20 protein-coding genes are annotated in these 21,037 nt (G+C 62.4%); 9 read left to right on the top strand and 11 right to left on the bottom strand.

Translation table 11 applies throughout. The features are described from left to right. Nucleotides 1–30 precede the first annotated feature (30 nt). Nucleotides 31–2,817, top strand: coding sequence for a DNA polymerase I (gene polA, locus ACGGKE_RS13515; RefSeq protein ID WP_394438667.1), 2,787 nt, complete (start codon nt 31–33; stop codon nt 2,815–2,817). A gap of 55 nt (nt 2,818–2,872) precedes the next feature. On the opposite strand, the gene ACGGKE_RS13510 is transcribed toward polA, so the two are convergent. From ACGGKE_RS13510 to ACGGKE_RS13490, 5 genes are read right to left on the bottom strand one after another with little or no spacing between them, the layout of a single operon-like run. Further along, nucleotides 2,873–4,513 (bottom strand): recombinase family protein, encoded by a 1,641-nt coding sequence (locus ACGGKE_RS13510; protein ID WP_010336337.1) that lies wholly within the window; start codon nt 4,511–4,513, stop codon nt 2,873–2,875. Then, nucleotides 4,513–4,944: a type II toxin-antitoxin system VapC family toxin gene (locus tag ACGGKE_RS13505; RefSeq protein WP_010336338.1), complete on the bottom strand. Its 432-nt coding sequence runs from the start codon at nt 4,942–4,944 to the stop codon at nt 4,513–4,515. Before ACGGKE_RS13505 ends, ACGGKE_RS13510 begins: the two co-directional genes overlap by 1 nt. Beyond that, on the bottom strand, nt 4,941–5,210 hold the full coding sequence (locus ACGGKE_RS13500; RefSeq protein WP_010336339.1) for a type II toxin-antitoxin system Phd/YefM family antitoxin: 270 nt from the start codon (nt 5,208–5,210) through the stop codon (nt 4,941–4,943). Before ACGGKE_RS13500 ends, ACGGKE_RS13505 begins: the two co-directional genes overlap by 4 nt. 49 nt (nt 5,211–5,259) lie before the next feature. Beyond that, on the bottom strand, nt 5,260–5,472 hold the full coding sequence (locus ACGGKE_RS13495; RefSeq protein ID WP_010336340.1) for a hypothetical protein: 213 nt from the start codon (nt 5,470–5,472) through the stop codon (nt 5,260–5,262). Continuing rightward, on the bottom strand, nt 5,459–5,698 hold the full coding sequence (locus ACGGKE_RS13490; protein ID WP_010336341.1) for an AlpA family transcriptional regulator: 240 nt from the start codon (nt 5,696–5,698) through the stop codon (nt 5,459–5,461). The genes ACGGKE_RS13495 and ACGGKE_RS13490 overlap by 14 nt, the downstream gene beginning before the upstream one ends. Nucleotides 5,699–6,150: 452 nt before the next feature. On the opposite strand from ACGGKE_RS13490, the gene ACGGKE_RS13485 reads away from it, so the two are divergent. The 5 genes from ACGGKE_RS13485 (at nt 6,151) to ACGGKE_RS13465 (ending at nt 11,380) form a co-directional block, all read left to right on the top strand. Beyond that, entirely contained in the window at nt 6,151–6,690 is a 540-nt protein-coding gene (locus ACGGKE_RS13485) for an AAA family ATPase (protein ID WP_063141364.1), read from the top strand. Between the two features lie 434 nt (nt 6,691–7,124). After that, on the top strand, nt 7,125–8,879 hold the full coding sequence (locus ACGGKE_RS13480) for a ParB/RepB/Spo0J family partition protein (RefSeq protein ID WP_010336343.1): 1,755 nt from the start codon (nt 7,125–7,127) through the stop codon (nt 8,877–8,879). Between the two features lie 427 nt (nt 8,880–9,306). Then, nucleotides 9,307–9,768 carry a hypothetical protein gene (locus ACGGKE_RS13475; protein ID WP_143560213.1) on the top strand — a complete coding sequence of 154 codons (462 nt, stop codon included), beginning with the start codon at nt 9,307–9,309 and terminating at the stop codon, nt 9,766–9,768. Between the two features lie 171 nt (nt 9,769–9,939). Further along, on the top strand, nt 9,940–10,446 hold the full coding sequence (locus ACGGKE_RS13470) for a hypothetical protein (RefSeq protein ID WP_201038984.1): 507 nt from the start codon (nt 9,940–9,942) through the stop codon (nt 10,444–10,446). A gap of 118 nt (nt 10,447–10,564) precedes the next feature. Continuing rightward, nucleotides 10,565–11,380, top strand: coding sequence for an MFS transporter (locus ACGGKE_RS13465; RefSeq protein WP_394438660.1), 816 nt, complete (start codon nt 10,565–10,567; stop codon nt 11,378–11,380). Between the two features lie 67 nt (nt 11,381–11,447). Here ACGGKE_RS13465 and istB read toward each other — a convergent pair whose 3' ends face one another. Together istB and istA are read right to left on the bottom strand one after the other, a co-directional pair. Further along, nucleotides 11,448–12,176: an IS21-like element helper ATPase IstB gene (gene istB, locus ACGGKE_RS13460; protein WP_037482228.1), complete on the bottom strand. Its 729-nt coding sequence runs from the start codon at nt 12,174–12,176 to the stop codon at nt 11,448–11,450. Continuing rightward, nucleotides 12,163–13,677: an IS21 family transposase gene (gene istA / locus ACGGKE_RS13455; protein WP_394436753.1), complete on the bottom strand. Its 1,515-nt coding sequence runs from the start codon at nt 13,675–13,677 to the stop codon at nt 12,163–12,165. The genes istB and istA overlap by 14 nt, the downstream gene beginning before the upstream one ends. Nucleotides 13,678–13,782: 105 nt before the next feature. Between istA and ACGGKE_RS13450 the strand changes: the two genes are divergently transcribed. Then, entirely contained in the window at nt 13,783–14,169 is a 387-nt protein-coding gene (locus tag ACGGKE_RS13450; protein ID WP_394442023.1) for an RNA polymerase sigma factor, read from the top strand. Here the strand turns inward: ACGGKE_RS13450 and ACGGKE_RS13445 are convergent. The 4 genes from ACGGKE_RS13445 to traD are packed head-to-tail and all read right to left on the bottom strand — an operon-like array spanning nt 14,161 to nt 16,670. Continuing rightward, nucleotides 14,161–14,793 (bottom strand): hypothetical protein, encoded by a 633-nt coding sequence (locus tag ACGGKE_RS13445; protein WP_010338143.1) that lies wholly within the window; start codon nt 14,791–14,793, stop codon nt 14,161–14,163. The two genes, ACGGKE_RS13450 and ACGGKE_RS13445, sit on opposite strands and share 9 nt — an antisense overlap. Continuing rightward, nucleotides 14,793–16,016 carry an aspartyl protease family protein gene (locus ACGGKE_RS13440; RefSeq protein ID WP_234780512.1) on the bottom strand — a complete coding sequence of 408 codons (1,224 nt, stop codon included), beginning with the start codon at nt 16,014–16,016 and terminating at the stop codon, nt 14,793–14,795. The genes ACGGKE_RS13445 and ACGGKE_RS13440 overlap by 1 nt, the downstream gene beginning before the upstream one ends. 56 nt (nt 16,017–16,072) lie before the next feature. After that, nucleotides 16,073–16,342, bottom strand: coding sequence for a conjugal transfer protein TraD (locus tag ACGGKE_RS13435; protein ID WP_010338145.1), 270 nt, complete (start codon nt 16,340–16,342; stop codon nt 16,073–16,075). Between the two features lie 22 nt (nt 16,343–16,364). Beyond that, nucleotides 16,365–16,670 carry a conjugal transfer protein TraD gene (traD, locus tag ACGGKE_RS13430; protein WP_010338147.1) on the bottom strand — a complete coding sequence of 102 codons (306 nt, stop codon included), beginning with the start codon at nt 16,668–16,670 and terminating at the stop codon, nt 16,365–16,367. A 173-nt stretch (nt 16,671–16,843) separates the two neighbouring features. Here traD and traA point away from each other — a divergent pair, with 173 nt between their 5' ends. Both traA and ACGGKE_RS13420 read left to right on the top strand, forming a co-directional pair. Beyond that, entirely contained in the window at nt 16,844–19,891 is a 3,048-nt protein-coding gene (gene traA / locus ACGGKE_RS13425; protein ID WP_394438656.1) for a Ti-type conjugative transfer relaxase TraA, read from the top strand. A 16-nt stretch (nt 19,892–19,907) separates the two neighbouring features. Next, nucleotides 19,908–20,669: a DUF6118 family protein gene (locus ACGGKE_RS13420; RefSeq protein WP_010338149.1), complete on the top strand. Its 762-nt coding sequence runs from the start codon at nt 19,908–19,910 to the stop codon at nt 20,667–20,669. Nucleotides 20,670–21,037: the final 368 nt, after the last annotated feature.

The following is a 21,037-nucleotide window of genomic DNA, read 5'->3' as shown; positions in this document are numbered from 1 at the left end:
GGCGCGCGGATACAGGCTATCCCGCTCCCCATGACCCAGAATCATCTCTATCTCGTCGACGGCTCGGGCTATATTTTCCGCGCCTATCACCAGCTTCCCCCGCTCACCAACCGGCATGGCCAGCCCGTGGGCGCGGTCTATGGCTATACGACGATGCTGTGGAAACTGGCCGAAGAACTGGGTCAGGCCGAGGGGCCGACGCATCTGGCGGTGATCCTGGACAAGGGGTCGCACACCTTCCGCAACGACATGTACGACCAGTATAAGGCGAACCGCCCGCCCGCGCCCGAGGATCTGGTCCCGCAATTCCCGATGATCCGCGATGCGACGCGCGCCTTCTCCCTGCCCTGCATCGAGGAGGATGGCTATGAAGCCGACGACATCATCGCCAGCTACACCAAGGCGGCGGTCGCGGCGGGATGGCATGTCACCATCGTCAGTTCCGATAAGGATCTTATGCAGCTGATCCAGCCTGGCGTCGACATGTATGACACGATGAAGAATGAGCGGCGCGGGTCGGACTATGTAATGGGCAAGTTCGGCGTGCGGCCCGATCAACTGGGCGACGTGCTTGCGCTGATGGGCGACAGCGTCGACAATGTGCCGGGCGTGCCGGGAATCGGCCCCAAGACGGCAGCGAAGCTCATCACCGAATATGGCGGGCTGGAGGCCGCGCTGGAGGCGGCGCCGTCCATGAAGAAGTCGAAGATGCAGGAAAATCTGATCGCCCATGCCGACATGGCGCGACTGTCGCGCAAGCTGGTGGCGCTGCACGACGCGATGGACCTGCCCGAGCCGCTTGACGATCTGACGCTGAAGGGCATTCCCAAGGAGCCGCTGCAGACATTCCTGGAGCATCATGGCTTCAAGACGCTGCTCAACCGCCTGGGCGCGCCGGCCGCCGCGGTTGCGGTGGCGGCAGCGGCGGCCGCCGCGACCGACAGCGCGTCGCCCCCGCCGCCGATGCCGGAGGAGGAGCCGGCGATCGACCGCAGCCTGTATGAGACGGTCGTGACGCAGGAGGCGCTGGACCGCTGGATCGACGCCGCGCGCGCCGAGGGGCTGGTGGCGATCGACACCGAAACCGACATGCTGGATTGCGTGTCCTGCGCCCTGGTGGGGATCAGCCTGGCGGTCGGGCCGAACGCGGCCTGCTACATTCCCGTCGGCCATGGCGGCACGGACATGTTCGCCGAGCGGCCCGAGCAGCTTAACAAGGCCCTGGTGCTGGCGAAGCTGAAGCCGTTGCTGGAGGACGATGCGGTCCTCAAGATCGGCCAGAACCTCAAATATGACCTGACGGTGCTGCGCCGCCACGACATCGAGGTCGCGCCCTATGACGACACGATCGTCATGAGCTTCGACCTGGAGGCGGGCAAATCGCTGTCGGGCCATGGCATGGACGAGGCGGCGCGCCAGCATCTGGGCCATGAATGCATCAGCTTCAAGGAGGTGGTCGGCACCGGCAAGAACCAGATCAGCTTTTCCGAAGTGCCGCTCGACCGCGCCACCGAATATGCCGCCGAGGATGCGGACGTGACGCTGCGCCTGTGGAAACGATTCAAGACCCGCATCGCCAATGAGGGCGCCAACCGCGTCTACGAACTGGTCGACCGGCCGCTGGTCGGGGTGATCGCGGGCATGGAGCATCACGGCATCAAGGTGGATCGCGAGGCGCTATCGCGCCTGTCGGCCGAATTCACCGCCGGCATCGCGGCGCTGGAGGCGGAAATCCACGAGATTGCCGGGCAGCCCTTCGCGATCGGATCGACCCAGCAGCTAGGCGCGATCCTGTTCGACAAGATGGGCTACAAGGGCGGCAAGAAGGGCAAGTCAGGCGCCTATTCGACCGACGTCACGATCCTTGAGCAGCTGAAGGCCCAGGGCGCGCCGATCGCGGCCAAGGTGCTGGAATGGCGGCAGCTCTCGAAGCTCAAATCCACCTATACTGACGCGCTGCAGGCGCAGATCAACAAGGATAGCGGCCGGGTCCATACCAGCTATTCGCTGACCGGGGCGCAGACCGGCCGCCTGTCGTCGACCGACCCCAATTTGCAGAATATCCCGATCCGCACCGAAGTCGGGCGGCAGATCCGCCACGCCTTCGTCGCCGAGCCCGGCAATGTCATCCTGGCGGCCGACTATAGCCAGATCGAGCTGCGGCTGGCGGCGCATATGGCCGATGTGCCGGCGCTGCGCGACGCCTTCGCCAATGACGAGGACATTCACGCTGCCACGGCCGAGCAATTGTTTGGCGAGGTCAATCGCGACACGCGCGGACGCGCCAAGACGATCAACTTCGCCATCCTCTACGGCATTTCACGCTGGGGCCTGGCGGGGCGGCTGGAGATCAGCGCGGACGAGGCGCAGGACATGATCAGCCGCTATTATGAGCGCTTTCCCGGCATCAGCATCTATATCAACGAGACGATCGAGAAGGCCCGGTCCCTCGGCTACACCGAGACGCTGTTCGGCCGAAAGACCTGGTTCCCGCGCATCAAGGCGCCGATCCAGCATGAGCGGCAGGGCGCCGAGCGCGCCGCGATCAACGCGCCGATCCAGGGCACCAGCGCCGACATCATCAAGCGCGCCATGGCGCGCATGGGCCCGGCCTTGGAAGCAGCGGGCCTGCCGCAAGTGAAGATGCTGCTGCAGGTCCATGACGAACTGGTGTTCGAATTGCCGGAGGGCGATGTCGAAGCGGCGAGCGCGGTCATTCGGCGGGTCATGGAAACGGCAGCCGAGCCGATCGTGAAGCTGAGCGTTCCGCTGGGCGTGGAGATCGGCACCGGCCCAAGCTGGGGCGCGGCGCATTGAGGGAAAGCAAGTGAGATGCCAGCCTTCGCTGGCATGACGATCTAGAAGAACCCCGTCATGCCAGCGAACCCTGAGCCACCTTTGTCGTAACAACGGGTTCAGATCGGGCATCTTCCTTTGCAAAATCGAGGATGCCCATCAAGGCACCATGAAGCGTGGCATGGATTTCGCCGCGTTTCTCGCCGGGATGCAGTACGATCCGGTGGATGAGCGAACGAATGGCGTCAGAGGCGTCGAGCCGGGTTTCCGGGTCTTCCAGCGCTTGGGAGAAGCGTTCCATCTCCCGCTTGTAGATTTCAGCGACGCCGGGATGAACGTCAGGAACAGCCTGGGGGGCGAGCGCCATGCGGGCGGCGATTTCACTCTTCTGCCGTTCAAGCTCCGCCATGCGGGCCTTCATCGTGGGCTGATAGAGCCCATCCTCGATAGCGGTCATGATTCCGGCAATGGCGCGCTCGATCTTGTCCAGTGAGCGGCGATCGACTTCAATCTGCATCCGCTGCTCGCGATTATGGCGGTTGATATATTCGGCATAGGCGGCAACGGCCGCCTGGACCTTTTCCGGTGACACCAGCCGTTCACGCAGACCCGCAAGCGCCCGCTCTTCCAGCGCATCGCGGCGAATGGTGCGGCTGTTGGCGCAGGTATGGCGGCGATGATAGTTCATACAGCCAAAGCGGCCATTGACCGCCAGACCGACCTTGCCCCCGCACAGGCCGCATTCTACAAGGCCGGATAGGAGCGTGACCGGGCGCCGCGCCTGATGCATCCGGCTGGCCTGCGCCGCATGAACGCCGTCGATCATCGGCTTATATTGCTCGCCAAGCACGTCCTGCCGATGCTTTACCGCCTGCCAAATATCATCGCTTATGATGCGGAGCTGAGGCGCTTCGGCTCGAACCCATTCGGACTCCGGATTGGGACGACGCACGTTCCGGCCGGTGTGCGGGTCCTTGACGGACTGCTTATGGTTCCAGACCCGGACGCCGACATACATTTCGTTGTTGAGGATGCCGATGCCGAGGCTCCGCTTGCCGCGTATGGTGGTGTCGCTCCAAGGACGGCCCGATGGACCGGGAATGCCGTCGGTATTCAGATCGCGCGCGATAGCGCGGGGACTCTTGCCCGCCGCGAACTCGCGGAAGACTCGCTCGACAATGGGAACCTCTGACGGTTCGATCCGGCATTCGCCGCGTACCAAGTCGCCTTCGGAGGAAAGTCGCCGCACCGTGCGATAACCATAGCCTACCGGTCCTGCCGAAAAGCCCTTCTCGACACGTCCGCGCTGTCCGCGATGGGTCTTCTTCGCGAGGTCCTTGAGGAACAGCGCGTTCATCGTGCCTTTGAGGCCGACATGCAGTTCGGAAATCTCGCCTTCGGCGAGCGTGACGAGCGGCACGCGGGCGAACTGGAGATGCTTGAAGAGCGTCGCCACATCCGCCTGATCGCGCGACACCCGGTCCAGCGCTTCGGCAAGGACAATATCGAACTTGCCCGCCTGCGCATCCTGCACCAGCGCTTGGATACCGGGGCGCAGGATCATGCTGGCGCCGGAGATCGCGGCATCATCATAGAGGCCTACGACATGCCAGCCCTCGCGCGCTGCGCGCTCGCGGCAGATGCGAAGCTGATCCTCGATCGATGCCGCGCTTTGCTGATCCGAGGAATAGCGAGCGTACAGGGCAACGCGATTCATCAGGCTTTCCCTTCGGTCCAAGGGTTGAACAGGCGGATACCAGTCGCCTCGAAGTCGGAAATATTGCGAGTGACGAGTGTAAGTTCGTGCTGCTGCGCATGGGCGGCGATGAAAGCATCCATCGCGCCCATGGGGCGGCCCGCGCCTTGTGCTCGATTGACAATACGGCCCCACATATCCGCCGTTACGCTGTCGATGGAGAGCAGTCTTTCCTCAAATCGCGGCGCCAGTTGTTCGGTCAGCCAGATGTCGAGGCCCGACTGTCGTGCCCCCTTGTCCATGCGCTCGATGCCGTGGCGCAGTTCGGCTAGCGATACCACGCTCAGGAACAGATCCTCCTCATCCACCGACGCCAGCCAATCCATCACGCCGGGATCAGGACGCGGCTTCGCTCCCTCTGAGATGATGTTGGTGTCGAGCAGGAAACTCATAGATCAATCTCGCGAACACCATCCTTGAGGCGATCGACCTCAAGACCCGATCCGCGCAACGGCGAGGTCAGCAGGAAGTCGGCGAAGCTGCCACGATGCTGGCGACGTTGAACCCGTTCCCATAGTTCGGCATCGACCACGACGACGGCGCTTTTGCCGTGACGCGTAATCGCCTGGGGCTCGCGCCGCGCCTTCTCGATGACTTCGCTCAGGCGCGCCTTGGCCTGCGCTACCGTCCAGCTATCAGGATGCGTTTCGACTACCATAACCACATCTCCATTTATCATGGTCATAATAGCCAAAACCTTCGAAAAGTCAAGGTTCCGGCGGCCGTAGTGGTGGTCCAGAATCATTGTCATTGGCCGCTTTGCGTGCCCCGATATGCTGGCGCGCGATATGCCGACCGATGGCTTGCGCGATGTGCGATAGCGCGGCTTCGACACTCATCCCGGACAGGTCGGATTCCGGTTCGTTGTCGTTGGCGGGGCGCAAGCGATTGGGAGCCGCAGTATCGTCACCCTTTTCCATGGCCCGCCTTTCCCTGAGAGGACGGGTTGTCGTTGTCGGCCCTGTAGCCAGCGGGATTAGCGATCCAGCGCTCGACGGCGGACTCATGCCAGCCCGCGCCATGGACGCTGATCTTGAGTTGGGCAGGAAAAGTGCCGTCGGCTATCTTGCGATAGATGGTCGAGCGGGAAAGCCCGGTGCGGGCACGGACGGTATCGAGACGGATAATACGTTCTGCATTCGACATTGGGGAGGCTTTCAAATCATGCGTTGGCGATGCCCCCTAAAGCCCAGAATGGCGCAGTTTCCGCGCAAGACAAGATGCGCGCGCTCGACCTTTATAAAGGCCGGATGCCAATCATAGGGCTATGGAGGGACGGAGAGGGACATCGGCGGTCATAGCGGGACTTGGCGGGAATTTGCCCGCTTCGGTTCCGCATGCGTTTTTCTCAGGCATTGTTGCCTGATTGCCACGCTTTTTACGCTCGCCGATCCGCCTCAGACCATTTGAGCTATGATGTATTCGGCATATCCATCGGTCCTTTCCCCGATGGCCTGCCCGCCAAGACAGAAGATTGTGCGAATCGCGCGCCGTGCGCAAGAGGCTATCACGCCGAATGCGGTGGCACGGCTGTCTCGCCGGTTCGCCGGCGTCAAACTCATGAATGCGAAGCTGAAGGAGGCTGAGAGATACGGCGTATGTCCGGACGATTCCACATCATCACGGGCGGACCAGGTTCCGGCAAAACCACTCTGATCCAATTTCTGTCCACCCAAGGCTTTCACTGCATGCCGGAGACGGGGCGGGCGATCATCATAGATGAGGTCGCCAAGGACGGGAGCGCTTCGCCGTGGGCCGATCGCGCTGCGTTTGCTGCCAAGATGTTTACCCGGGAATTACATGCCTACAAGGAGGCTGGCTCCCTTCAGGGACAGGTGATTTTCGACCGGGGCCTTCCCGATATCGTGGGCTATCTTCAGCTTTGCGGCCTCGACGTTCCGGTCGCTCTGATGCATGCCGCAGAAGTTCTGCGCTACGCCGAGCGCGTCTTCATCGCCCCTCACTGGCCTGCAATTTACGAACAGGATACCGAACGGCAGCAGAGCGAAGATGAAGCGAAGGCAACATTCGAGGCCATGGTGCATGCCTACACGTCGCTAGGCTATCAGCTTGTCCATTTGCCGCTTGTATCCGTCGAGAAGCGCGCAGCCTTCATCCGGTCTCGGATCGACGCATGACCGACTGCCTGAAGCAACCTCTATCGATCCATTGTTCCCATTCGTGGGGATTGGACTCCTTGGCTCGCATGATTTATGGGCGACTCAGCACCGGGGCGCTGGCCGCGCTCTATTCCGCTGCGCTCCACCGAGCCAGCGCTATGCGCCGTCTCGGCACCTTCCGGCGTAACGATCGCTGACGCGGGAAGTGGCTGCGCCACTCCCATGCAGACATCGCGCCTGGGCGCGATGGCGTAAACCGGCTCCGGCAAGCGGTGTGATCGTCACTTCCCTCTAGGCGCGTCGCGGCGGCCCGCAACCCGGCTGCGCCGGGTCTTCCTCTTCGTTCCAGCCCTTACGGGTGCAGTCCGCCTCTGTCGCCGCGCCTGCCGGTGCGCTCTTGCCGCCCACCCCGCATTCCGGGGCCGGGATGATGCGAAGAGGAGTGAAGGAACATGGAACTCAAGCATATCGATATCGCCCGCCTCTCGGTGTCTTCCGCCAACATGCGCGGGGGAAAGAAGGCTCCAGACCTCACTAACATTCTGCCTTCGGTGCGCGCGCGGGGTGTGCTCGTGCCGCTGATCGTGCGGGAAAATGGTTCGCCCGACGCCTACGAGATCGTGGCAGGCAAACGGCGCTATCATGCCGCACTGGCAGTTGCCGAGGAAAGCGGGAGCATCGATCCGCTGCCCTGTGCAGTTATGGAAGCAGGTGACGACGCGGCGGCGCTGGAAGCCTCGCTGATCGAGAATATCGCGAGGTTGGACCCCGATGAAATGACGCGCCACGAAAGTTTCACCCGACTTGTTCGGGAGGGGCGCAGCGTGGATGACATCGCTCTGACCTTCGGGTTGACTGCGCTACAGGTGAAGCGGACCCTCGCGCTGGGCAATCTGATGCCGCGCATCCGCAATCTCTATCGGGCTGATCGTATCGATGCCATCACCGTGCGGCACCTGACCCTTGCCACCAAGGCGCAACAGCGTGAATGGCTGGCATTGCTTGACAGCGAGAGCGACCAAGCCCCCTTGGGCCAGAACCTCAAGGCGTGGCTCATGGGCGGTGCGGCCATTTCCACCAAGGTCGCGCTGTTCGATGTTGAGCGCCATTCCGGCGAAATCGTCTCCGACCTGTTCGGCGAGGACAGCTATTTTGCCTGTGGGGCCGATTTCTGGACGGCGCAGATGGTCGCGATCGAGGAACGTGCGGCTGCCTACCGGGAGGCAGGTTGGCCGGAGGTCGTCGTAATGGAGCGCGGCGAATATTTCCACACATGGGAGCATGAGCGCTGCCAGAAGAAAAAAGGCGGACGGGTCTATATTGCGATCAGCCATCGCGGCGAAGTGACATTCCATGAGGGCTACATCACCGGGAAGGAAGCCGGTAAGCGCGAGGCAGGAGAAAGCCTATCAAAGCCCCTGCGCCCGGAGGTCAGCGCTCCTACTCAGAACTATATCGATCTTCACCGGCATGCCGCCGTGCGCGCGTCCCTGCTTTCGCAGCCCGCGATGGCGCTTCGCCTGATGCTGGCCCATGCCATTGTCGGTTCGCCCCTGTGGCGGGTGGATGTGGAGAAGCAGCGGGCCAATACGGATGCCATCGCGGAGAGCGTGGAAGCCAGCGCATCGGAAGCCATCTTCGACGCCGAGCGCCGCGCGGTTCTGGACCTGCTCGGCTTCGATCCCGAGACGCCCACCGTCACGGGCGGCTATGCAGGCGATCATGGCTTGCCGGGGCTGTTCAACCATCTGATGGGCCTTCCCGACGAAATGGTCATGTCCGTCCTTGCTGTCGTCATGGGCGAGACACTGACGGCGGGAAGCACGACGGTCGAATTGTTGGGCGCGCTGCTCAAGGTGGATATGGCGGCAGTCTGGCAGGCCGACGACGCCTTGCTCGACAGCATCCGCGACAGGGAGGTCATCGGCAGGATCATCGCAGACGTGGCAGGCGACACGGTTGCCAGCGCCAATGCGGCAAAAAGCGCCAAGGTACAGCGTCAGATTGTTCGCGATTGCCTCGCCGGAACGAATGGCCGCGAAAAGCAAGAGGGCTGGGTGCCGCGCTGGATGACCTTCCCGCCGTCCGCCTACACCGAACGCGGCGGCGTCGGTAGCGCTGAACGATGGAGCAAGATTTCGGCGCTGCGCGATACGCCGGAGACTGTTCCTGCGAAGATGCAGCCGCCCATGGCGCAGGCGGCCTGACAGTGCAGCGACCCGGAGGCGAGCGCGCCTCCGGGTGTCCTTTCGGGACAAGGCCAACCCGGAAACAAATCACGGCCAAGCGGCTGAAAAATCGCGCGTCCGGCAAAGCCGGACGCTTTCGCATGACTGTCGCGCCGCTATCAACCGTGACGGAATCTTATTATTCCGAAGCTGAAATAGATTTCGGCTAACAAAAAAGGCCGACGCGGATGCCGGCCTTAGTTAGTTAGGAGAGGTGCCGAGCCAGTCGGCGTGCGCGATATTGCACCTGCGAAAGCAATTCCGCAACTGCGAAATGGGCCGTGGTGCAAATGGGCAGCCACTATCGCATGATTTTCGGGGATTTCGATCAGGAGCAGCGGGGAAGCCGGGATATTCGGCGGCCTTCCAGGTTGCCAGAGGCCTGATAAAAATACATCCTGGAAAAATGATCGGACTATTTTTCCTTGCTTCGGCTTCTGTGGCTGATCCGACGATCGCGATCCCAGTTTGCGTCCCCGTAGCCACGGATCAACTAAAGCCGACAACATCTGATATCGAAGAACATCGCGCGTTGCGGCAGGCGATGGATGAACCAATGCCTAACGTTCCACCGATGGTCATGTTGCACGGCAAAGGCGGCCATTTGGCTACACAAGAGTACAGCATCATCGTCGCCCGGAATGCAGATGGTCTTTGGCGTGGAACGGCAGTTGGTCGCAGCCAGGTATCGGTGAAGGATGCACCTTATACCTCAATGAAACGGGCTGCGTGGGTACTCGACAAAGATACTGCTCAGCGCCTCGAGGATGCGATTTCCCGGATCTGCCCTATTGATAGAACCGATTCCAGTTCGGGAGCGAACGAGCCGCCACCCAGATATTATATCCCGAAAAAATCGATGTCGTGACAGTGGGGCACCACCCATACTCCTTCTATGTACGGGAAGCGGAAGGCATTGCGGCTTTGATCCGGCCGCCCAAGTAATTTTGATGCTGAGACGAGGGCAGAGGCTGCGAGGCTGCAATCAGTCGGAGTTGACATGGCAGGCGGGGGTTATCGCCTATTTTCGAGGAGGGCGATGGTAGCTCAAGCCAGCAATATAAGCTCAAAGGGATCGGGTATGAAGTTGTTGTCTATCGGGTTTCTTGCGCTTGTCGCAGCAGCCCCTGAACCCGCCAAAGCTAGCGAAATCGAAGGGCCTGCAAGGTTCTGTGGCTATTCGCCAATAATTGATCTTCTGCACGGGGAGAAAGTGACAACCCTGGACGGAGGTATACACGGAGGCAGCTTCCGCTGGGAAGGTTCATTTGGTGAAATGCACGTTTACGGTATCGGTTGGGCCCGTCGTCCGGACGGTCGAATAATTAAGGCCGCCGCCGCAGACAATCCCGCACGGTTCGGGCAGCGTAAGACAAACCGCCGCTACCGAATTGCGATCTGGAATGGTTCACACGCCGCAGCTTATTTCGAATCGTCACGGCCGTTCACAGTATCCCAGTTGAAAGCGATTGATCGGGTGCGACTCTACGAGGAAGAACAAGCTCCCGCTGATTGTAGCCTCCGTACCGTTTTCGTCGTCGAGTAGCTTGGTCCTGCCTGACGAAAACCCCGTGGATCGCGCCGGGTTTCACCTGATCGTCAATTGCGATCTCGTCTGCACAGAATAATCCGCAAAGAGAGGGCCAGCGTGGAAGGGCAAGTGAGTGGGCGTTGAGTTCCGGCGAGGCTGGGGATGGCTGGTCCTGGCGGCGCTGACTATTTCGACCGTCGGCGACGAAATCACGCTGCTGACGCTGATGTTCCGTACCGCCGAGAACGCTCCCGCCTACGCGGTGCCAGTGCTGCTGATCGCAGAGTTGCTTCCCGGCCTTATCGCCGCGCCCTATGTAGGCCAGTTGATCGACCGCCGGGACGCGGCTCGTATTTTGGCCATCGCATCGGCGCTGCAAGCGGGCGTGATTGCGCTCATAGCCCACTACCCCATGTTCACGCTCGGAGGTGCCGTGCTGCTGAGCGTCCTGTTCACGGCCAGTAGCGCGGCGACATTCGCGCTGATACCAGTGTTGGCGAGCGGATTGGGAACGACGCTCGCGCGCGCCAATTCCCTTCTCGAATTGGCGCGCAGTCTTGGAATGCTCGCTGGCCCTGTCGCGGGTGGCGTGCTTGTGGGCTGGATCGGATCGCGCAACGCGCTTTTCGCCGATGCCCTCAGTTTTGCCCTTCTTGCGCTCGTCGTGCTGGCGAGCGGCTTGCGGCGCAAACCGCACCGGGGCGACCAGGAGGAGCAAACCCTGTTTGCGGACTATCTGCCGCTGCTCCGCAATCGGCGCTTGATGGTGGTGACAGGCGCACTCAGCTTTGAAGTGTTCGCGACCGCCATTGCTGACGTTGCATTCGTGTTCCTCGTCATGGTTGTCAATCGGCGTGCAAACGGGACCCCCGATCGGCGCGCAAAAGGGACCCCCTTTCAAGGATGCCACGACGGTCGAGGAACGCGCCTTGCGCTGCGCGCGGCGTAGGGAGGGCGGAGCCCGACCGGAGGCGCGCGCAGCGCAAAGCATCTTAATCCCGGCGTGCGGCGGGGGATCAGTTTCGGTTCTTGAAGCGCCAGCTGTCATTGCCGGTCTCGATGATGTCGCAATGGTGGGTGACGCGATCGAGGAGAGCGGTGGTCATCTTGGGGTCGCCGAACACCGTCGGCCATTCCCCGAACGCCAGGTTGGTCGTGATGATGACGCTGGTTTGCTCGTAAAGTTTGCTGACCAGATGGAACAGCAACTGCCCGCCTGAACGGGCGAAGGGAAGATAGCCAAGCTCATCGAGCACGACGAGGTCGAGGCGAGAGAGCTGGGCGGCAAGCGCGCCGCTTTTTCCGATCCGGGCTTCCTCTTCGAGGCGGGTCACCAGATCCACGGTGTTGAAGTAACGCCCCCGCGCTCCAGCGCGGACGACATTGGCGGTGATGGCGATGGCCAGATGGGTTTTGCCGGTGCCGGTGCCACCGACCAGGACGACATTGCGCCGTGCGGGCAGGAACGCCCCGCCGTGCAGCGAACGGACCAGCCCCTCGTTGATCGGCGTCCCCTCGAAGTGGAAGGCATCAATGTCCTTCACCACCGGTAGCTTGGCGGCCGCCATCCGGTATCGGATCGAGGCGGCGTGGCGGTGCGTTGCCTCCGCACGCAGCAGATCGGTCAGTATCTCCATCGTCGTGCGCTGGCGCTGAAGCCCTGTGGTGACGGCCTCATCGAACGCGCCGGCCATCCCCTTGAGTCCGAGCCCGCGCATCGCGTCGATCATGTCATGCCGCTGCATGGAAGTTCCTCAGTTGGTCGTAACGGGAACAGTCGGCGATCGGCGGATGCCGCAGGGCATTGTCCTCCGACGTGACGATCGTCAGCGGTCGCGGCGGTTCGCGGCGCCGTGCCAGGATATTGAGGATCAAGTCGTCGCTCGCCGTGCCGGTTGCCAGTGCCTCCCGCACGGCGGCTTCGACGAGTTCCAGGCCATCGGTCAGCACGGCCGCCAGCACGCGCACGAACCGCCGATCGGCATCATCGCCGTTGCCCAGCTTGCGTCGCAACCGGGCGAGCGCCGGCGGCAGTTCCCAGTCCTGGAAGGGTGCGCCGTTGCGTAAAGCGCCGGGCTTGCGGGCCAGCACCGGCAGATAGTGCCAGGGATCATAGATGGTGCGGTTCCGCCCGAAGAAGCGGGGATGCTCAGCGACGACCTCATCGCCGCATCGCACGACAATGCGGTCGGCATAGGCCCGAACCTGCACCGTGCGCCGCGCCACCGTCGAGAGGACCGAGTAACGGTTGCGATCGTAGCTGATCAGGCAGGTGCCCGACACGCCGTGCTCGCTCTCGTTGAAGCCGTCGAACGGCCCCAGCATCGACTGTAATGCAGGACGTTCCATCTCCAGCATCTGCGCCACGGTCTGGTCGCCCTGCTCAGGATGGGCCTGCCGTTCGGCCCAGCGTCGGCACTCAGCTTCCAGCCAGCCATTGAGCTCCTCGAGGCTGGCGAACCGCAGACGGGGCTGGAAGAAGCGTCCCCGGATCGTCTGCACCTGGTTCTCGACCTGACCCTTCTCCCATCCCGCCGCCGGCGAGCAGGCCGTGGGCTCGACCATATAATGGTCGGCCATGATCAGGAACCGCCGGTTGAACACCCGGTCCTTGCCGGTGAACACGCTCGTCACCGCCGTCTTCATATTATCGTAGATGCCGCGCCGGGGCACGCCGCCGAAGAAGGCAAAGCCGCGCGCATGCGCGTCGAACAGCATCTCCTGGGTCTCGCGTGGATAGGCCCGGACATACACAGCCCGCGATGCGCACAGCCTCATGTGCGCGACCTTTACCCGCATCGGCTTGCCGGCGATCTCGACATCCTCGTGGCTCCAATCGAACTGGTAGGCCTCGCCGGGCTGGAACAGCATCGGAATGAAGGCCGTCGTCCCGTCGCCGACATCCCTGCGCCGCTCGATCTTCCACCGCGCCGCATAGCGGCGCACGGCATCGTAAGAGCCCTCGAAACCCTCACGCACCAGAAGGTCGTGGATACGGGTCATCCGAAGCCGGTCACGTCGGCCCCGTACCTCGTTCTCTTCCAGCAGCACATCCAGCCGATCCTGAAACGGACCGATCCGCGGCAGCGGCTGAACCTTGCGTCGATAATCAAATGCGCCTTCCGGCGCCCGGATCGCCTTGCGGATTACCTTCCGCGACACATGCAGATCACGCGCGATCGCCTTGATCGCCTTCCCGCCGGCATACTCACGCCGGATACGAACCACTGTCTCCAAAACCAACATCCCGATCTCGCCGCATGAACTTCCACGCGGCTGTGTAAGCTATCGAAATGAGGGGTCCCTTTTAGACGCCGATCACCCCGCTAACGGGGTCCTTTTTGCACGCCGATCCACACCCGACTGGGAAACATCAGCGAGGTCGACAGCCCCGAAGCCTATCTCAAGGTCATCGCAAGGAACCTCGTGCGCGACCATGCGGACAGCGCCCCGCAGCGATCCGTCCGGTTACAGGTTCCGCTCGATCAAGGAAGCAATGCGCGCAAGGAAGCCGACCAGCACAGAGTCCTCGAAGATCGCGAGTTACTAGCGTTGTGCATAGCGTCGTTGGACGAACTTCCATCGGACACCCGCCGCATCTTTCTGCTCTCGCGGCTGGATGGCTTCACCTACACTGAAATCGCGGCCCAAATGAATGCGCCGCTATGGATTGTCCAACGGCACATGATAAGAGCCAGGCGCCATATCGAAAGGTTCCGGCAAGAGCATTCAGTCTGAACTTCCCGGACGGGTGCTGCGCTTTACGACAGCCCTACCGGGCGACGCGTCGTCATCAAAAATTGCTGCCCAATCAGCATCGGCGCGATAACGTTCGAGTTGCGCTTCTGACAGCCACACACGGGGATACTCCATCGGGCCATCGCCTTCCCTTGCCGCCCCGTGGTCTTTGCCCCCGCTTTGCGGCGGCACTACCCAGCCGAACCGCCGTCGCCGAAGCGCCCGCAATTTCGGCCTGAAATCATTTAAAACCGATGGTGGGAGCAGCGGGGCGCCGAAGTTATCGTCTATCCATTCCAGCACCAGAAGTGCGCCGTCGCACGTGCGCAGATCGGCGACACCGACAAGGAGCAAGGCTTCGGCGAGATCGTCCAGCAGCAATCCCAGCCGAAGAGCAGGCTGACGTGCAATCAGCTTCTGCAACAGATCATACCGGGCCTTGCCCTGTCCGAGCGTCGAGAACTTCGCCCAGAGATTTTCCTCGCCTTTGGTCAGGCCTGCCAGAGCGTAAAGATCATAGGTGTCCTTGCTGACCGCGAAATCCCGCCGCACAGCGTTGCGATGGACGCGCACGGCATCGTTACGCAGCACCATCGGAAAGGCGGGATCGATCAGCACGGACATTACAAAAACGGGGTCAAAGCGAAGCGAACGGATCGCGTCTGATCGCCGCTCGCGACGGATAGCTCCACGCTTTTACCCGGAGGCCCCGTTATACTCGCGATCGCCGACCGGAAATCGAGACCGGCAATCCGATCCCCGACCTGAATACCGGCCGCCGAGGCAGGACTGCCGGTCCCGACGACCGCAACACGGATTTCATTCCCTTTGTTTTCCAGCCATAGACCCGACATTCCATAACGCTCCAGCAATGGTGCGGCATCGGAATGGCGCTGCAACCAAAGGGAACGTGTCCTGACTTCCGTCGATAGGTTGAAGCCGCGAAGCATCGACAGACCGACGATGCCGTCATGACCCCGCGCGCCGTCCGAGGGGCCTCGCAGCAGGACCAGCGGTCGATCGAAACGCTGACCGGCAAATAGGGCGTTATCGGCCCGCACGATTCTGCCGATCCCGCCACTGCCACCAATCCCGCTTGTCGCCTGCGGGGTGAAGGGCCGCGCATCATCCCATAACCCCAGGCGGCGCGCATTGTCGTAGCTGATCGAGATGGCACCTGGCGCGCCTGTATCGAGCAGACAATCGAGGACCATGCCGTTGACTTGTATATCGCCGTACAAGCGGGGCGAAGCAGCGTTGCGGCCTAGTATACTGTCGCTGCGAATTGCGCGTTCCAGTTTCACAAAGCCAACACGTTCGGGACGACCATCCGGATAGGCTCGCCATTCGCCTGCTTCGATATCGAGATCGCTATCGACGGTCGTGAGAATGCCAGCGGCCAAAGAGCCGCGCACACGAGGACCGAAACCTCCGTCTATGGCCGAAAGAGACACGACGGGCTGGCGCGCTCCGCCGCCGAATATGACGTCCCGTGCGGTGTAGCTGCCAAGCACGGCTTGCCCACCGACGCCGCGCGTCCTGACCGAACCCGTCGATTGGAGCTTCAACTCGCGAGCGAGCTTCGCATCGATCAGGCTACCGGCCCCGCCTGTGTCCAGCAGAAACAGATACGGCCCGTTGCCCGCAATCGTCACCGGCGTCACCACGCGACCATCCAGAAGAGCGATCTTGCTGACGATCACACGCCCTTCCTGAGCGAGAACGGGCCTTGCCAGCCCCGCGATCAGGGTGAACGCAAATCCGCTCAAAACATCACGCCTTTGCATGGCGGTCCGGTTCCCTTCCGTGCGAAATATCGGGCGTACGCCAGTGATCGATTGCGCCATGCGAGAAGATTTCGATCTGAGACCCAAGTCAACCCTGCTGAAGCAAAAGACTGGCCCTATTGGCGGCGGTCTTCGTGAGATCGACTTGCGATATGGTTCTGCTGCTCCGCTTCGGCCTCGAACGCACGTTTGCCGCTACGCTTCCACAAGGCAAGCACCTGATCGCGATCCTCGCACTCCAGCTTCCTCGCTATCGCAATGAACGCCCCGTAAAGCGTCGTGCGATCATCGTCGGTGAGATCGACGAGGCCAGCCTTCACAACAAGGCCGCCCAGTTCGATCAATTGCTTCGTGCGCGCCCTGCGCTCGACCATCCATTCGCGCATGTCAGTTCTCGCCTTTCGGGCCTCAACGCGGTGCCGCGCCGCCGTCGAGCGGTAGAGTGCCTTCCGGCCGTTGGTCAGATCGCGACGCAGCCTGACGTGTCTTGCCCTGAAAGAAGGCCGCGCCCGCCTTGCGCCAGCCCTCCTTTGTGGCAGCATCCTTGCTGGCGACGGCACCGAGTAGCGCCCCGGCCAATAGATCGGCGTCGAGCGCATCGGCCCCGGTTGCCGTGACCAGTTCGCCAAGCTGGCGCACGCGCCGTTCCTTGATCGCCTTCGTCTTGTCGGCAAGGGCTTTCAGTTCCGAATCGAAGTCCTTGGGCTTGCGCATCGCAAAGTCTCCATTGAGTGATGATGCGCCTATGATAGAAGAAGGCAGGCGGTGACGCAGTAGAGTCGCTGAGACGGGATGACACCGCCTAGTCCCTGCTCGGAATTTATTCGAGGAGGGCGCGCTTATACGTCGTGCCGACGTGCGCTTAGTGGCGTAGATGGATTGCCGTTATGGCAATCTATCACTTCTCGGTTCAGGTCATCGGTCGCGCCAGCGGGCGCAGCGCCGTTGCAGCCGCCGCCTATCGGGCAGGCGAGCGGCTGCACGACGAGCGGCTGGACCGAGACCATGATTTCCGCGCCAAGTCCGGCGTCGAGCATAGCGAAATCATGCTGCCCGAAGGTGCGCCGGAACGCTTCTCGGATCGCGCCACACTTTGGAACGAGGTCGAGGCGACCGAGAAGCGCAAGGATGCGCAGCTTGCCCGCGAGGTGGAGTTTTCCATTCCACGCGAGATGAACCGGCAACAGGGCATCGAGCTTGCCCGCGATTTCGTCGGTCAGGAGTTCGTCGCGCGCGGCATGATTGCCGACCTGAATGTGCATTGGGACCCTTCGACTTCGCTCAGGGGAGCCATTGGCGCGGACGACCAGCCCAAGCCTCACGCCCATGTCATGCTCACCATGCGCGAGGTGGGCAAAGATGGTTTCGGCGCGAAGGAACGCGACTGGAACAGGACCGAGCTTGTCGAACAATGGCGCGAGCGGTGGGCGGATCACGTCAACGCGCGCCTCGCCGAACTGGATATTGATGCCCGCATAGATCACCGCTCGCTGGAAGCGCAGGGCATCGAGCTTGAGCCGCAAGACAAGATCGGCCCCGCCGCACAGCGCATGGGCGAGCGCGGGCTTGAATCCGAGCGGATCGAGGATCACCGCGAGACAGCGCAGCGTAACGGCGAACGCATCATTGCCGACCCGCGCGTGGCGCTGGACGCGATCACGCACCAGCAGGCGACATTCACGACGCGCGACCTCGCCATGTTCGTGCATCGGCACAGCGACGGCAAGGAGCAATATGACCGGGCGATGAGCGCCGTTCGCGCGTCGCCGGAACTTGTCGCCTTGGGCAAGGATGGGCGCGGCGATGATCGGTTCACCAGCCGCGAAATGATCGAAACCGAGCAGCGTTTGCAGCGCGCCAGCGAGTTGATGGCCGAGCGCGAGCGGCATCGCGTGGACGAGAAGGACCGCACTGCCGTATTGGCCAGCGCGGAAGGGCGCGGGTTGCTGTTGGCGGGCGAGCAGCGCGCGGCGTTCGATCATGTGACAGGGGAACGCGGGTTGAGCGTGGTCGTCGGCTACGCAGGCACCGGCAAGAGCGCGATGCTTGGCGTTGCGCGGGAGGCGTGGGAGCGCGCGGGGTTCGAGGTGCGGGGCGCGGCGCTTTCCGGCATCGCCGCCGAAGGGCTGGAAAACGGTTCCGGCATTGCCTCGCGCACCATCGCCAGCATGGAACATGGCTGGTCGCAGGGCCGCGACTTACTCACCGCCCGCGACGTGCTGGTGATCGACGAGGCGGGCATGGTCGGCACGCGCCAGATGGAGCGCGTTTTGTCCCATGCCGCCGACGCCGGCGCAAAGATCGTGCTGGTAGGCGACCCGCAGCAATTGCAGGCCATCGAGGCGGGCGCAGCCTTCCGGGCAATCAACGAGCGGCATGGCGGCGTCGAGATTACAGAGGTGCGCCGCCAGCACGAGGAATGGCAGCGCGACGCCACCCGTCAGCTTGCTACCGGCAGGACCGGCGAGGCGATCCGGGCCTATGCCGATCATGGCATGGTCCATGCCGCCGAGACGCGCGAGCAGGCGCGCGGCGAGCTTGTCGAGCGTTGGGACAGCGAACGCATTGCCGCGCCCGATCAAACCCGGATCATCCTCACGCACACCAATGACGAGGTGCGCGAGTTGAACGAAGCCGCCCGCGACCGGATGCGCGTGGCGGGGCAGCTTGGCGACGATGTGCGCATGAAAACCGAGCGCGGCGACCGTGCCTTTGCCATCGGCGACCGCCTGATGTTCCTCAAGAACGAGCGCAGCCTTGAAGTCAAGAACGGCACGCTTGGCACCGTCGAACAGGTGAACCAGCAGAGCATGACCGTCCGCACCGATGACGGGCGCAGCGTCGCGTTCGACATGAAAGATTATGCCCATGTGGATCATGGTTACGCGGCCACGATCCACAAGGCGCAGGGCATGACGGTTGACCGGGCGCATATGCTGGCAACACCGGGCATGGACCGTCACGGCGCTTATGTCGGCATGTCCCGCCATCGGGACGGCTTGGCTGTTCATTACGGCCGCGACGACTTCAAGGACGAGTCCCGCCTTGTCCGCATCCTGTCCCGCGAGCGGACCAAAGACATGGCGGGCGACTATGACCGCCGCGACCCGGCCCAGCGCGATCCGACGCAAGAGTTCGCGGAGCGGCGCGGCATCGGCGTTGGCGAGCGCATCGCGGAAATGGCCCGCGCAGGCGCGGAGAAGGCCCGCGGAATCTTCGACGGGTTGCGCCTGTCCCTGTCCGGCCAGCAACGCGAGCCATCGGCCGCGCCCGAACCCCGGCGCGGCATGTTCGACGGCCTCGACCTTGGCCGTTTCGTGTCCCAGCCCGATCCGGCCCGCCAGCAGCAGCACGACCGCAACCCGCAGCCGCTCCGGACAAGCGGCCTGCGCGGCGCGGTCGAGCGCTACGCCAGAGCGGTTGATGCAATCCGGCAGACCCGCGCGCAGGGCATTGACGCCATGCCCCACCAGCGCGAGGCGCTGGACAAGGCGCGGGACGCCCTGGACGCGATCCGGCCCCAAGGTTCCACCGATTTGGACAGCGCGTTTCGGGGCGGCCCTGAACTGATCCGCGAGGCGGCGGAAGGTCTCAGCCAGGCCGCCATGCGGGCGATGCAACTGGAAGCGGAAATCCGCATCGACCCGTTCCAACGTGCCGACCGCTTCATAGAGGGCTGGCAGCAATTGCAGCGTGCCCATGGGGAGCTGATGCGCGACGGCGATTTTCGGGGCGCGAAGACCACAGCGCAGCACATGGCCGACATGGCGAAGAGCCTTGAGCGCGACGCCCAGCTTGAATCCGTGCTGGGGCTGCGCAGCCGCGAGCTTGGCCTTGAGATCGGTCAGGACATGGGCCGCAGTATCGGCCGCGACCTCGCCGCCTCCATCCCTTTCGATCATGACCGCGACATTAGCCGCGGCATGGAACGCTAGACCAGGAGAAGACGATATGGACGACAATGACGACATGAAGCCGAACCAGCCTGGCCGCGAACCGCAGGCAGGTTCAGCGGCGGAAGCCTTCGCGCGCCTTGTGGCGCGCGTAGCGGAGATGGAGGAGCGGCTTGAAGGGCGCATGGCGATGATGACGCGCGCCCTGGAGCATATCGCGGTCGAGAAGCAGAGCCTCGACGTTCCCGACTACAATCCGACGCTTGGCCGAATCAACGGCAATATCGCGGAGTTTGCCAAGCAGATGAAGGCGATCAAGGAGTCCGAAGCGCTCAAAATGACGCCGGAGAGCATGGCCGAGCGGATAATGGCAGCGGCGGAAGCGGCGCGCGAGGCCGACAGGATAGCCATCAGAGACGCGCGGGAGCTTCATCGCCAGGCCATCGCGGCCATGAACAGGGGCGTCGGCACGGTTCGCACCAGGGAGCAACAGCAATGGCATATTCTCTATGCCATCGGAGGAGCTATCCTCGCCGTGTCGCTCCTATGGCTGATCTATCCGGGCTGGGCGGCCAGCCTCGGCCCGCAAAACTGGCACTGGCCTGAGCGGGTTGCGCGTCGCACGATGGGCGAACCGACGCTGTGGGATGCGGGCATTCGCATGATGCGGGTCGGGAACCCGGAGGGGTGGCAGGCTATTGTTGACGCTGCCGAAATGCGGCAGGCTAACCGCGACGCCATTGCCGCGTGCGAGGAGGTGGCGGCAAAGGCTAAGGAGATGGTGCGTTGCACCGTCAGGGTCGAGACACCACAATCTTGACTGTATTGCTTGGCGTTACCCAATGAAGCCAACCGCGGTTTACGCATATTTGGGAAGGCTGCGATCTGCAACCCTTCACAGCCGCAACCGGCCATCTTGAAACCCTCAATATCTCGCTGAATTTCGTCAACAACCAGAACGAATTCGTAAGCCTCACTCGATAGGTTGACAGTGGCGCTTTCAGTCCGGGAAAATCCATTGAAAAGCCAGTCGCAGACCAGCGGGCGGCGATCCTGCTAATTTAGCAGACCTCCGAAATAAGTGTAGAGGTAGTCAGCGACAGAAACTGTAAGACACATTACAGAAACAATATCATTAACTCATTGCTGTATATTCCAGAGAAAAATCAAATGATTTCAAGCCTTTTT

Origin of the sequence: Sphingobium naphthae (genome assembly GCF_043589935.1) — a bacterium.
In the GTDB taxonomy this organism is placed as follows: Bacteria; Pseudomonadota; Alphaproteobacteria; order Sphingomonadales; family Sphingomonadaceae; genus Sphingobium; species Sphingobium naphthae_A.
This window is presented reverse-complemented; position numbering and strand designations above follow the sequence as displayed.